This window comes from Pantoea sp. alder81 (genome assembly GCF_020179835.1).
Lineage (GTDB): Bacteria > Pseudomonadota > Gammaproteobacteria > Enterobacterales > Enterobacteriaceae > Pantoea.
This window is the reverse complement of record NZ_JAIUDA010000001.1, coordinates 279,709-292,915: the sequence shown is the minus strand read 5'-3', so window position 1 is coordinate 292,915 and position 13,207 is coordinate 279,709. Positions and strand designations below refer to the sequence as shown.

Here is a 13,207-nt window from a genome sequence, read left to right as displayed (position 1 = left end):
CGATGTGATCGATTTACGCAGTGATACCGTAACCCGCCCAAGTGCCGCCATGCTGGATGCGATGATGGCCGCCGAAACTGGCGATGATGTCTATCGTGACGATCCCACCGTCAATGCGCTGGAAATCGAGGCCGCCCGCCTGAGTGGCAAAGCCGCAGCGCTATTTTTCCCGACCGGCACCCAAGCCAACCTGGTGGCGCTGCTGTGTCACTGCCAGCGAGGTGATGAATACATCGTCGGCCAACAGGCACATAACTACAAATACGAAGCGGGCGGCGCAGCAGTGCTGGGCAGCATTCAGCCACAACCGATCTCGCACGCCGAAGATGGATCGCTGCCGCTGGCGGATATCGTTGCGGCTATCAAACCGGATGATATCCACTTTGCGCGCACGCGCCTGCTGAGCCTGGAAAACACTCATCACGGTAAAGTGCTGTCGCAGAGTTATCTGGAACAAGCGTGGAAGTTAACGCGCGAACACAAGCTGGCGCTGCACATTGATGGTGCTCGCATCTTCAACGCCGTGGTGGCACAAAATGTTGAGCTGAAAGACATCGCGCGTTATTGCGACACGCTCACCATCTGTCTGTCCAAAGGACTCGGCACCCCGGTGGGTTCGCTGCTGTGTGGTGATGAAGCCTACATAGAGCAGGCACGTCGCTGGCGTAAAATGACCGGCGGCGGCATGCGCCAGGCAGGCATCCTTGCGGCGGCGGGTCTGTACGCGCTGAAGCACAACGTCGCGCGCCTGAAAGAAGATCATGACAATGCCGCCTGGCTGGCTGAGCAACTCAGCGCCATTGGCATAGAGGTACTGAATCAGCACACTAATATGCTGTTTGTGAAGGTACCGGTAGATCAGGTTGACGCACTGAAGAGCTGGATGCACTCCGGCGATGTGCTGCTGAGCGTGGGTCCGGTCACACGCATTGCCACCCACCTCGATGTCAGCCGTCAGGATTTACAACGTCTGGTTGCGCACTGGCAGGCGTTTTTAGCGTAACAGAGCGCAGGTTGCCTTGCAGGGGCGGCCTTCGGGCCGTCCATAAGCTCACCAACGCGAGCCCCCTGCTTCAGCCGCACGGTATTTCGCCAGCAACGCCTGAGTTATAACCAGCGTTTCTGCATCGGCGATGTCATACACCGTCTCTTCACTGCGCCGCGCCGTATTTCGCCAGCAGCGCCTGAGCTATCGCCAGCGTTTCTGCATCGGCGATGCCTCGATAATCCCGCGCACGGAAGTGCATCTGAAACGCCGCAATCAGCTTACGCTGCATTGGCGGGGTATTCGCTGAATTGGCGTCATAACCATAACGCTGCAGCGCATCCAGCAGTTCGGCCTGATCGATGGGCGCATCCGCTGCATGCCCATTGAGATAGCGCTGCACGGTGGCGCGATCGGGCCATGCGCCTAACCCCTGCTCCGCCAACTGCTGCCACGGGAACAGGGGGCCAGGATCCTGTTTTCGCTGCGGCGCGATATCGCTGTGCCCCACCAGATTTTCAGGCGTGATGGCATAACGCTGCGTGATATCTTTCACCAGCGCCTCCAGCACGCTGATTTGCGCTGGCGTAAAAGGCTGCCACTCCACGCCGGTTAATGTCCGCGTGTAGCCACGATTGACGATCTCAATACCAATCGACGTGTCATTGATACGGGTCGCTCCGCGCCAGAAACTCGGCCCGGCATGCCACGCCAGTTCGCGCTCCGGCACCAGTTGCCAGATGACGCCCTGGCCGCCTTTTTGCGCCGGCTGCTGTGGGATCAAATAGTGGGCACTGACTTCTCGATCGGTCAACGTGGCCAGCGAGGATGGCAAATCTTCGGCGGTATAATGGATCACCACCACTTTAATGCGAGGCCGCGCGCCCTGGGCCGGATGCGCGGTATCCACCCAGTAGCCGTTGCGCGGCTCAACAGACGACTGACAGGCACTCAATAAAAACGCCAGCGCCAAGAGAACAGCAATGCGCATCAGCGAATAATCACTGCGGTACCGGTCACACTAACCATCAGCATGCTGCTGTCTTTGCCCACGGTTTCATAATCAATATCAATGCCGACGACCGCATTCGCACCCAATGCTTTCGCCTGCTCTTCCAGCTCTTCAAACGCAATCTGCCGCGCTTTGCGCAGCTCTTTTTCATAAGCACCGGAACGGCCACCGACGATATCGCGAATCCCGGCAAAGAAGTCGCGGAAAATGTTGGCCCCGAGAATCGCTTCACCGGTAACCACACCGCAATATTCAGTGATGCTGTGCCCTTCTAACGTGGGCGTGGTGGAAAATTTCATCGCTGTCTCCTTGTTTGAGTGAGTTCAATTTATACCCTAAATAATTCATGAGGCAGGAAGGCGGCAAACAAGAGAGTCCCGATGAGCTTACTCACGTAAGTGATTCGGGCGAATGCGTGCAGCCAACGCACCTGTCTGGTGAAGTATGACGGGTACAGCGCTAACGGCTTAAAAGCGAGACTATACTCTATGCTAAAAATGACGCTTTGCCAGTGAACAATAAGGAAATCGAGATGAGAAACAATGCCTTTGCGCTGCTTGTTCCCGCTGCGTTACTGCTCAGTGCATGTACCACCGTTGAACCAGTGATCAAGGATAACGGACCGCGTACTGCCAGCTGTGTCGACGGTGGCCCGGATAGCGTCGCCCAGCAGTTTTACGATTTACGCATCAGTCAGCCCAACCAGGGTCTGCCCGACAGCACCACGCTGGCGAAATATCGCCCTTATCTGAGCGATCGCCTGTATCACAAACTGCTGAGCGCCAGCACGCTAAGCAGCAAACCTGCCTCATGGAGCCAGGGCGATCTGTTCTCCAGCCTCGCGCAGGGGCCAACGTCAGCCGATGTTGCCAGCGCTTCAACCATTCCCAATCGCGATGCACGTAACATCCCTCTGCGTGTCGATTTGAGCCGTGATGGCAAAAGCTGGCATGACGAGGTATTGATGATTCATGAAGGAAGCTGCTGGGCGGTGGATGATATTCGTTACGTCGGCGACTGGCCGCACGCAGGCGGCGGATCGCTTAGCCAACTGCTGGAAGAGAAGAAATAGCTGTTTAATTTTATAGCACTCAGTTCTAAACATAAGCGCGCCGCATCATTGCGGCGTTTTTTGTTAATTTTTCATCAATAATTTGCAGCCACCGATCCCTTCCCGGCGTTGACCTGCGCGATATTGTGCTACGCTTTTGGGACTTCACTGCTGTTTAATAAATTTTAACCCACCACAATTGCATAACTATTCTGGTGACGTTAAGATTCGCGGCACTAATTACTATTCATATTTTGCGCATGAGTATTCAACTAAACGCCATTAACTGTTTTTACGGTGCCCATCAGGCACTGTTCGATATCAACCTGGCTTGTCCGCAGGGAGAGACGCTGGTGTTGCTCGGGCCGAGTGGCGCGGGTAAAAGTTCGCTCCTGCGCGTCCTCAATTTGCTGGAGCAGCCGCGTTCCGGCAGCTTGCAGATTGCCGGGAATCACTTCGACTTCAGCAAAGCGCCGTCAGACAGCGCGATCCGTGAACTGCGCCAAAACGTGGGCATGGTATTTCAGCAATACAATCTGTGGCCGCACCTCAGCGTGGTGCAGAATCTGATTGAAGCGCCGTGTCGCGTGCTCGGTCTCAGTAAAGAAGCCGCGCGTGCGCGTGCCGACAAACTGCTGGAACGTCTGCGTCTGACGCCCTTTGCCGATCGTTTTCCTTTGCATCTTTCTGGTGGCCAGCAACAACGTGTGGCGATTGCCCGCGCGTTGATGATGGAGCCGCAGGTGCTGTTGTTCGACGAACCTACCGCCGCGCTCGACCCTGAAATCACCGCGCAAATCGTCAGCATCATTCGTGAGCTGGCGCAGACGCAGATCACCCAGGTGATTGTGACCCACGAAGTCGAAGTGGCGCGCAAAACCGCCAGCCGCGTGGTGTACATGGAGAACGGCCATATCGTTGAGCAAGGCGATGCCAGCCACTTTACACAGCCGCAAACCGAAGCGTTTGCACATTATCTTTCGCACTAAGTCAGGATGCATCTAATGAAAAAAGTCGTACTTGCTGCACTGCTTGCCGGTCTGAGCCTTAGCGCTTCTGCTGCGCAGACCCTGCGTTTCGCCACCGAAGCTTCTTATCCTCCGTTTGAATTTGTGGATTCCGACAACAAAATTCAGGGCTTCGATGTCGATCTGGCCAATGCGCTGTGTAAAGAGATTGATGCGACCTGTACCTTCACCAACCAGGCGTTTGACAGCCTGATCCCCAGCCTGAAATTCCGTCGTTTTGACGCGGTGATGGCGGGCATGGATATCACCCCAGAGCGTGAAAAGCAGGTGCTGTTCTCTAAGCCTTACTACGACAACTCCGCCATCTTTATTGCTCAGAAAGGCAAGCTGGCGAATGTTGATGCACTGAAAGGGAAACGTGTTGGCGTACAGAACGGCACCACGCATCAGAAATACCTGTCGGATAAACACAACGACATCACCGTTGTGCCTTACGACAGCTATCAGAACGCGGTTCTGGACCTGAAAAATGGCCGTATTGATGCGGTATTCGGTGACACCGCCGTGGTGAACGAATGGCTGAAACAGAATGCCAACCTCGCGCCACTGGGTGAGAAAGTCACGGATAAAGATTACTTCGGTACCGGTCTGGGCATCGCGGTCCGTCAGGGTAATACTGAGCTGCAGGGCAAATTCAACACCGCTCTGGAGAAGATCAAAGCTGACGGTACTTACAAAACCATCTACAACAAATGGTTTCAGCAGTAATCACTGATGAATGAGATGATCCCTCTCGCAAGCGCCGCCGGCATGACCGTCGGCCTTGCTGTTTGTGCACTGATCGCCGGCCTTGCGCTGGCGATGATTTTTGCTGGCTGGGAAACGGTGCGCTGGAAACCGCTGGCGTGGCTTGGCACTGCACTGGTCACGCTGATCCGTGGATTACCCGAAATTCTGGTGGTGTTGTTTGTCTACTTTGGCGCCTCACAGCTTTTACTGACCTTGTCCGACGGCTTCCAGATCAATCTTGGTTTGTTCAGCATTCCCGTGCAGGTGCAGATTGAAAACTTCGACGTCAGCCCGTTCCTGTGCGGTGTGATTGCCCTCGCGATGCTTTACTCAGCCTACGCCTCCCAAACGCTGCGTGGCGCGCTAAAAGCCGTGCCGGTGGGCCAGTGGGAATCCGGCCAGGCGTTGGGCATGAAGAAGTCGGCAATTTTCTTTCGTCTGATCATGCCGCAAATGTGGCGTCACGCGCTGCCAGGCTTAGGCAATCAGTGGTTGGTGCTGCTGAAAGATACCGCGCTGGTGTCGCTGATTAGCGTGAATGACATCATGCTGCAAACCAAAAGCATTGCCACGCGCACGCAAGAACCCTTTACCTGGTATCTGGTGGCTGCGGCCGTCTACCTGATTATCACGCTGTTCAGTCAGGCGATACTGCGCCGTATTGAATCGCGCACCACGCGTTTCGAGCGGGGGGCCTGACGCATGCTGGATTACTTACCCGAACTTCTGAAGGGCCTGCACACCAGCCTGACCTTAACCATCGCGTCACTGATTGCCGCGTTGGTGCTGTCGCTGCTGTGTACCATCGTGCTCTCACTGAAAGTCCCGGTGCTGAACTGGCTGGTGAAAGGCTACATCACGGTGTTCACTGGCACGCCGCTGCTGGTGCAGATCTTCCTGATTTATTACGGTCCCGGCCAGTTTCCCAGCATTCAGAACGTGCCGTGGTTATGGCATTTGCTATCACAGCCCTGGCTGTGCGCGCTGATTGCGCTGTCGCTCAACAGTGCGGCTTACACCACTCAGCTATTTTACGGTGCAGTACGCGCCATTCCTTCGGGTCAATGGCAGTCCTGCGCTGCACTGGGGATGAACCGTAAAGACACGCTGCGTATCCTGCTGCCGTATGCGTTTAAACGCGCCCTCTCCTCTTACTCTAACGAAGTCGTTTTAGTGTTTAAGAGCACTTCACTGGCGTACACCATTACGTTGATGGAAGTGATGGGGCATGGGCAATTGCTGTATGGCCGCACTTATGACATCACGGTGTATGCCGCTGCCGGACTGATTTATCTGGTGGTCAACGGTTTGCTCACGCTGATGATGCGTTTAATCGAAAAGCGCGCATTGGCATTCGAACACCGCAATTGATACCGTCGCGGCATGATCCATCGCGCTAATCTGAAGCGAAGATGCTGCAAACAAACGCGCAAAGGATTGCGCCGCCACGCTTCTCAACACCCTCTGAATATTTAATTTTTTAATCATATTTATTGCATATAAATTCATTAACTGGCATCGTGTAACCCGTTCTATCTCTGGCATGGTTTACAGGAGTCACATAATGAAAAAATGGATTGTTGCTGCAGCGCTGGCAACACTGGCAATGAATGCTTATGCGGCGGAAAAAATCCGCTTCGCCTCTTCTGCGACCTATCCTCCGTTTGAATCCCTCGACCACGACAACCAAATCGTTGGCTTCGATATCGATCTGGCTAAAGCGTTATGTCAGCAAATGAAAGCAGATTGCACCTTCACTAATAACGCCTTTGACAGCCTGATCCCTTCACTTAAGTTCCGTCGTTATGATGCCGTGATTTCAGGCATGGATATCACGGCGGAGCGCAGCAAACAGGTCGATTTCACTCAGCCGTATTATGCAAACTCCGCGATTGTGATTGCGCATAAAGGTCAGTTCACCGACTTCAGCCAGCTGAAAGGCAAACGCGTCGGTGTAGAAAATGGCACCACACATCAGAAATACCTGCTGGAGAAGCATCCTGAAGTGATCGCCGTGGCCTATGACAGCTACCAAAATGCGATTCTCGATCTGAAAAATGGTCGCCTGAACGGCGTATTTGGCGATAGCGCAGTGGTGAATCAGTGGCTGAAGGCCAACGACGATCTCAGTGCGGTGGGTGAACATATCACCGATACCGAGTACTTCGGCACCGGCTTAGGCATTGCGGTTCGCAAAGGCAATGCAACGCTGTTGAAAGAGATGAATGACGCGCTGGTAGCGTTGAAAGCTGATGGTACCTGGCAGCAAATCAATCAGAAGTGGTTCCCGGAATAAGCATTATGGAGCAGCGTGGCGTGCCACCTGGCAGGTTCTGCATGTCCTCAGTTCAGGCGGCAGCTACGCGGCTCCACCCTTCTTAATCAGCAACGTCAGCACTTCAAAGTGTGCCGTATGCGGAAACATATCAAACAGCTGGACGCGGCTCACCGCGTAATCTGCCAGACGCGCAATATCCTGCGCCATCGTGCCGGGATTGCAGCTTGAGTAGAGAATGTAGTCTGGTGCCATCTCACTGAGATAAGCACACAGCTCAGCGCCAATGCCGCGACGCGGCGGATTGACCAGCACCAACTGTGGCACCTGCTCACGCGATGTGGCGAACTGGGTCGAATCCAGCGCGGCGAAGCTCACCTTATCAAGCCCCAACTGTTCAGCCGACTGCTGTGCACAGGCAATGGCTTCCGCACTGATCTCAATACCGGTCAGCTGCATCTCTGGCGTGGCGCAGTGCAAGCCGAAACCGCCTACGCCGCAGAACAGATCCCACATGCTGGACACTGGCAGCTCTGCTACCCAATCTCGCGCGGTGGCATACAAATCGGCAGCGACCTGCGGGTTAGTCTGGAAGAAACTCTGCGGGCGAATATACAGCGGCACCTGATTGAAACGCTCTGCCAGCGCCTGGTCCGGCGTCAAAGCAATCTCTTCATCCCCTTCCAGAATCGCCATATGCACCGGTTGGATATTGGCGGAGATCACTTTCAGCTGCGGCAACTGCTGCTGCAGCCAGGGTAAGGCCGCGCGCAACTGCTCCAGTTTGCTGGTGGAACGCAGCACAAACCGCAGCATCATGCCTCCTTGCGAACTCTCGGTGAGCAGCAGGAATTTCAGTTCTCCGCGTTTACGCGCCACGTTGTAGGGCGTTAATCCGGCGCGGGCAATAAAGGGTTTCAGCACCTCGAATACCGGCGCAAAGCTGGCGGGATAGAGCGGGCAATCGCACAGATCAACCGGTTCGCCATCACGCGCCACCATGCCGAAAATCGGCCGCTCGACACTGCCGCTCACCACCATTTTGGCTTTATTACGAAAACCCTGCAGCGCCGAGGTCACCGGTGGTAAATATGTGGCCACCGCGGTCTGTGACAGTAGCTGCTCGAGCAGCGATTGCTTCTCATTAAGCTGCTGCGGATAGGGTTTCTCCAGCCACTGGCACGAGCGACAGCGACCGGCATCATAAAGCGCGCAATGCATGGAAAGGCCTGTATTCAGAATTGGGAGAAAAAACGGGGGCAGATTGTATCACCGGGCGCGGAAAAAAGCGCGACTGCTGGCCGGCACAAACAGTAACAGCAACACCAGTACATCCGGCACTTTCTGCATCAACGTATGATGGATGATCTGCGCATTGGTTTCACCGGGAATACTGAAAATTTCCGGGTAGATCCAGCCGACAGATGCCATCAGCATATAACCGAGCACGATAATTTGCGCCACCACATATCCCCAGCGCCCGTGATTGCTACCGCGCAGCAGGGTAAACGCACAGCGCAGTTCAAACAGAAAGATCAGCTGACTGGCGATAAAAATCAGCGTGGAATCCCACGCCTGCGCGCTGCGGTGGACAAAGTTAGCGATTTCGTCGTAACCCAGTTCATTGGCCAGCATCAGCACGCTGAGGCAGCGCGTGGCAATGATGGCGATCCCCGCCACCATCACCGGTGCAGGCGTAGAATTTGCCATCGCGTTTTTAAGGGTTTCCGACATCACTGAACTCCGCAACCATAAAAAAACGGGCAGGTCTTTCCCCAAAATAATTCACGTTTTAGGAAGGCGGCAAGTGTGAGAATCCTCAGGAGCTTACCTAAGTAAGTGACTGGGGTGAACACACGTAGCCAACGCACCTACTAACGTGAAGTATGAAGGGTAAACCGGCCCGTTCTTATATTGGCAAATGTTACGGGTTTCAGCCACGTCTGGCTTTCTGAATATCGCGTAAACGTTGTTTTTCTTCATGCGCCATAAAGCGCCAGGCGATAAATCCGACCAGGCCAACCACAAACAGAATCAATGAGGCTAACGCGTTGATCTCTGGGTTGACGCCGCGGCGCACGGTGGCAAAGATTGCCATCGGCAGCGTGGTGGCGCCAGGCCCTGTGACGAAGCTGGAAATCACCAGATCATCAAGTGACAGCGTAAAGGCCAGCAGCCAGCCTGTAACAATCGCTGGAGCAATCATTGGCACGGTAATCACGAAGAACACTTTCAGCGGCGTTGCCCCGAGATCCATTGCCGCCTCTTCAATCGAGCGATCCAACTCGCGCAGGCGGGAGTTGATCACCACCGCCACGTAAGCGGTACAGAAGGTGACGTGCGCCAGCCAGATGGTGAGCATGCCGCGATCGCTCGGCCAGCCAAAGGTGTTGCCCATCGCCACAAACAGCAGCAGCAGAGACAACCCGGTGATCACATCTGGCATTACCAGCGGTGCGGTAAGCATAAATGCAAAACCGCTATGTCCACGGAAACGGCCAAAGCGCACGATGATCACCGCCGCCATGGTGCCCAACACCACCGCCATGGTGGCGGAGAGCGCGGCGATGGTCAGGCTGAGGCCAACGGCATCCAGCATCGCATCGTCCTGGAACAGTACTTTGTACCAGTGGAACGAGAAGCTCTCCCACACGGTCACCAGCTGCGAGCTGTTAAAGGAGTAAACCACCAGCAGCAACATCGGCGCGTACAGGAACATGAAACACAGCACCAGAATTGCCGTGCGCCATGGAGAGCGAATGGTGGGTAACTGATTCATTCCTTCTCTCCTAACTCACGGTTTTGATGCTTGTGGAACCAGATGATTGGCAGAATCAGAATCAACAAAATGATCACTGCCAGTGCCGAAGCCACCGGCCAGTCGCGGTTGTTAAAGAACTCCTGCCACAGAATACGGCCGATCATGATGCTATCCGGCCCTCCCAGCAGTTCCGGGATCACGTACTCCCCCACCGCCGGGATAAACACCAGCATCGAACCAGCGATAATGCCGCCTTTGGTGAGTGGCACGATCACGCTAAAGAAGGTTTTCAGCGGGCGCGCACCGAGATCCAGCGAGGCTTCCACCAGCGAATAGTCGATGCGGGTTAACGCGGTATAGATTGGCAACACCATAAACGGCAGATAGCAGTAAACAATGCCGATGTACACCGCGGTGTTGGTGTAAAGGATCACCAAAGGATGGTCGATGACACCCAGCCACATCAGGAAACGGTTGAGAATGCCGTTGTTGTTCAGCAAGCCCATCCACGCGTACACGCGCACCAGGAACGAGGTCCAGGAAGGCAAGATCACCAGCAACAGCAGAATGGTGCGCATTGAAGGCTTACTGTGCGCCACCGCCCACGCCAGCGGATAACCTATCAGCAAACAGATTATCGTGGAGATCCCCGCCACTTTTAACGAGGTGAGATAGGCTTCGGCATACAACGGATCATCGGTGAGCGTGATGTAGTTACCGAGATTCAGCACCAGGTTGAACTGGTCATCGGCCCAGGTCACCAGATCGGTGTACGGCGGAATGGCGCGCGCAATGTCGGCAAAACTGATCTTCAGGACGATCAGGAACGGCAGCAGAAACAGCAGGGTCAGCCACAGGTAAGGCAGTGCGATCACCAGCTTGCGGCCATGCAGCATTTTAATGCGCGTGCCCCAGCGCTGCAGCGGTGTACCCACTACTTCCGGCTCGCTGCGTTGAGAAATCTGGCTCATTACGCCTCCTTAAACCGTCAGAACCACACAGCTGTCGGCATCCCAGCACAGGCGAACTTCATCACCCCATGTTGGCGCACCTTTGCGGTAGCGATGTGCATTCTGCAGCTGCGCGCTGATCATCTGACCACTGCGCAGGCGAACGTGATAAATCGACAGGTCACCGAGATAAGCGATATGTACCACTTCGCCGACGGCAAAGTTGCAACCATCTGCCGGTACCTCTTCACACAGCATCACTTTCTCAGGACGCAGCGCGACGTGCACCGGCACGTTATCAATGATGGACACATCGGTCTGTACTTTCAGCGGATGCACCAGGCCCGGCGCATCAATCACCACACCATCTTCAGCACGCTCGCGCAGCAGGCCGTCAAACACGTTGACCGAACCAATAAACTCGGCGCTATAGCGGCTGGTAGGATGCTCGTAGATCTCTTCCGGCTCACCAATCTGCACGAACTTACCGCGGTTCATGATGGCAATACGACCCGCCATGGTCATGGCCTCTTCCTGATCGTGCGTCACCATCACGCAGGTCGCGCCAACGCGCTCAAGGATATCCACCACTTCATGCTGCATACGGTCGCGCAGTTTTTTATCCAGCGCGCCCATAGGTTCATCCAGCAGCAGCAGTTTGGGCCGTTTCGCCAGACTACGCGCCAATGCCACACGCTGACGCTGACCGCCCGAAAGTTGATGCGGTTTGCGCTTAGCAAATTCCTGCATATGCACCAGCGTCAGCATTTCGGCCACGCGGCTGCTGATTTCGCCTTTTGGCAATTTATCCTGCTTCAGTCCGAAGGCGATGTTCTGTTCCACCGTCATATGCGGGAACAGCGCGTAGGACTGGAACATCATGTTGATCGGGCGCTGATAAGGCGGAACGTGTGACAGGTCTTGCCCGTCCAGCACAATCTGCCCGCTGGTCGGTGGCTCAAAGCCTGCCAGCATGCGCAGCAAGGTCGATTTACCGCAGCCGGAAGCACCCAGCAGGGCAAAAATCTCACCTTTGTAAATGGTCAGGCTGACATCATCCACGGCGTGCTGGCCGTCAAAAGATTTGGTCAGGTTGCGAATTTCCAGCAGCGGCGTTAACGCCTTAGCCGTTTTATTTGGGGGGCGGGGAATCGCGTCGTTCACTAACATTTCTCCGGCGCTAAGCGGGGTAGCGCGGCACAGCCAGCCGCTGAAATGGCACAACAGAGGCCATCACCGCGCCTCTGTTGTCGTTACAGGTAATCAATACGTTTAAAACGAATTACTTACCACTTTTTACTTTAGTCCATGCACGGGTACGCGCACGATCCAGTTTCGGATCCTGGACTTTGAGCACAAACAGTTTGGCCATCGCATCCGGCGTTGGGTAAATGCCTGGGTTGTTGCGGATATCGGCATTGACCAACTGCAGAGAGGCTTTGTTTCCACTTGCGTAGTTAATTTTGTTGGAAACATCGGCGATGACTTTTGGATCCATCATGTAATTCAGGAACTGATAGGCCGCATCAAGATTTTTCGCGTCTTTAGGAATCGCAAACATATCGAAGAAGGCCAGAGCGCCCTCTTTCGGCACGCTGTAACCCAGGTGCACGCCGTTATTGGCTTTCTCTGCACGATCTTTCGCCTGCAGAATATCGCCCGACCAGCCGATGGCCACACAGATATTGCCATTTGCGAGGTCGTTAATGTACTGAGACGAATGGAAGTAACGGATATTTGGACGCAACTTCAGCAGCAGATCGGTGGCGGCGCCGGTGTAATCCTTGGCGTCAGAGCTGTTCGGATCTTTGCCGAGGTAGTTCAGCACGGTGGCGAAAATCTCTTCCGGTGCATCAAGGAAGGAAACACCACAGCTTTTCAGTTTTTCCAGGTTTTCTGGCTTAAGCACCAGATCCCAGCTGTTGACTGGCGCATCTGTGCCTAACGCGGCTTTCACCTTATCGACGTTATAGCCGATACCGGTGGTGCCCCACAGATACGGAATCGCGTATTTGTTACCTGGATCGTGTTGCGCGACTTTCGCCATCAAATCAGGATCGAGGTTTTTGTAGTTTGGCAGCTTACTCTTATCCAGCTCCTGGAAAACGCCTGATTGCAGTTGGCGTGCAAGGAAGCTGGAGGATGGCACCACGACGTCGTAACCGGTTGAACCGGCCATCAGTTTACCTTCCAGCACTTCGTTGGAATCAAACACGTCATAGACCACTTTAATGCCGGTCTGCTTTTCAAAATTAGGCACGGTATCTGGCGCAATATAATCAGACCAGTTATAGACGTGCAGCGTTTTATCCTCTGCCTGAGCACCAACGGCCGCAGCCATCAGCACACCTGCAACCACACCTGGCAACCATTTTTTACGTTGGTTGATCATGTTTTACTTCCTCCTGAGGGGGTC

At 54.6% G+C, this 13,207-nt stretch carries 15 protein-coding genes; 7 read left to right on the top strand and 8 right to left on the bottom strand.

The genetic code is table 11. From position 1 onward, the window contains the following. Positions 1 to 4: 4 nt before the first annotated feature. Entirely contained in the window at positions 5 to 1,003 is a 999-nt protein-coding gene (ltaE, locus tag LBW88_RS01405) for a low-specificity L-threonine aldolase (RefSeq protein ID WP_224929601.1), read from the top strand. A gap of 148 nt (positions 1,004 to 1,151) precedes the next feature. On the opposite strand, the gene LBW88_RS01400 is transcribed toward ltaE, so the two are convergent. Further along, positions 1,152 to 1,976: an N-acetylmuramoyl-L-alanine amidase gene (locus tag LBW88_RS01400; protein ID WP_224929604.1), complete on the bottom strand. Its 825-nt coding sequence runs from the start codon at positions 1,974 to 1,976 to the stop codon at positions 1,152 to 1,154. Then, the gene (locus tag LBW88_RS01395) at positions 1,976 to 2,296 is read right to left on the bottom strand and encodes a heavy metal-binding domain-containing protein (RefSeq protein WP_100702561.1); all 321 of its coding nucleotides are present in this window, start codon (positions 2,294 to 2,296) and stop codon (positions 1,976 to 1,978) included. Before LBW88_RS01395 ends, LBW88_RS01400 begins: the two co-directional genes overlap by 1 nt. Positions 2,297 to 2,529: 233 nt before the next feature. Between LBW88_RS01395 and LBW88_RS01390 the strand changes: the two genes are divergently transcribed. From LBW88_RS01390 to artJ (LBW88_RS01365), 6 genes are all read left to right on the top strand, one after another. Continuing rightward, positions 2,530 to 3,069, top strand: coding sequence for a lipoprotein (locus LBW88_RS01390; protein ID WP_224929607.1), 540 nt, complete (start codon positions 2,530 to 2,532; stop codon positions 3,067 to 3,069). A gap of 239 nt (positions 3,070 to 3,308) precedes the next feature. Then, positions 3,309 to 4,037, top strand: a complete 729-nt coding sequence (gene artP, locus LBW88_RS01385) for an arginine ABC transporter ATP-binding protein ArtP (RefSeq protein WP_045834084.1) — start codon at positions 3,309 to 3,311, stop codon at positions 4,035 to 4,037. 15 nt (positions 4,038 to 4,052) lie between these two features. Beyond that, positions 4,053 to 4,784 (top strand): arginine ABC transporter substrate-binding protein, encoded by a 732-nt coding sequence (gene artJ / locus LBW88_RS01380; protein ID WP_034820697.1) that lies wholly within the window; start codon positions 4,053 to 4,055, stop codon positions 4,782 to 4,784. A 6-nt stretch (positions 4,785 to 4,790) separates the two neighbouring features. Further along, a complete protein-coding gene (artQ, locus tag LBW88_RS01375; protein WP_224929610.1) occupies positions 4,791 to 5,504 on the top strand; it encodes an arginine ABC transporter permease ArtQ in 714 nt (237 codons plus the stop codon). A 3-nt stretch (positions 5,505 to 5,507) separates the two neighbouring features. Then, positions 5,508 to 6,176 (top strand): arginine ABC transporter permease ArtM, encoded by a 669-nt coding sequence (gene artM / locus LBW88_RS01370; RefSeq protein ID WP_097119344.1) that lies wholly within the window; start codon positions 5,508 to 5,510, stop codon positions 6,174 to 6,176. Between the two features lie 193 nt (positions 6,177 to 6,369). After that, on the top strand, positions 6,370 to 7,101 hold the full coding sequence (artJ, locus tag LBW88_RS01365) for an arginine ABC transporter substrate-binding protein (RefSeq protein WP_224929613.1): 732 nt from the start codon (positions 6,370 to 6,372) through the stop codon (positions 7,099 to 7,101). A 63-nt stretch (positions 7,102 to 7,164) separates the two neighbouring features. Here the strand turns inward: artJ (LBW88_RS01365) and rlmC are convergent, their stop codons facing one another. The 6 genes from rlmC to potF all read right to left on the bottom strand — a co-directional run bounded on the left by rlmC (position 7,165) and on the right by potF (position 13,183). After that, positions 7,165 to 8,301 (bottom strand): 23S rRNA (uracil(747)-C(5))-methyltransferase RlmC, encoded by a 1,137-nt coding sequence (gene rlmC, locus LBW88_RS01360; RefSeq protein WP_224929616.1) that lies wholly within the window; start codon positions 8,299 to 8,301, stop codon positions 7,165 to 7,167. 48 nt (positions 8,302 to 8,349) lie between these two features. Next, entirely contained in the window at positions 8,350 to 8,814 is a 465-nt protein-coding gene (locus tag LBW88_RS01355) for a YbjO family protein (protein ID WP_224929619.1), read from the bottom strand. 199 nt (positions 8,815 to 9,013) lie between these two features. Next, positions 9,014 to 9,859, bottom strand: a complete 846-nt coding sequence (potI, locus tag LBW88_RS01350) for a putrescine ABC transporter permease PotI (RefSeq protein WP_224929622.1) — start codon at positions 9,857 to 9,859, stop codon at positions 9,014 to 9,016. After that, on the bottom strand, positions 9,856 to 10,812 hold the full coding sequence (gene potH / locus LBW88_RS01345; RefSeq protein ID WP_224929624.1) for a putrescine ABC transporter permease PotH: 957 nt from the start codon (positions 10,810 to 10,812) through the stop codon (positions 9,856 to 9,858). Before potH ends, potI begins: the two co-directional genes overlap by 4 nt. A 9-nt stretch (positions 10,813 to 10,821) precedes the next feature. After that, positions 10,822 to 11,955, bottom strand: coding sequence for a putrescine ABC transporter ATP-binding subunit PotG (gene potG, locus LBW88_RS01340; protein WP_166936485.1), 1,134 nt, complete (start codon positions 11,953 to 11,955; stop codon positions 10,822 to 10,824). Positions 11,956 to 12,073: 118 nt separating this feature from the next. Then, positions 12,074 to 13,183, bottom strand: a complete 1,110-nt coding sequence (potF, locus tag LBW88_RS01335; protein ID WP_224929628.1) for a spermidine/putrescine ABC transporter substrate-binding protein PotF — start codon at positions 13,181 to 13,183, stop codon at positions 12,074 to 12,076. Positions 13,184 to 13,207: the final 24 nt, after the last annotated feature.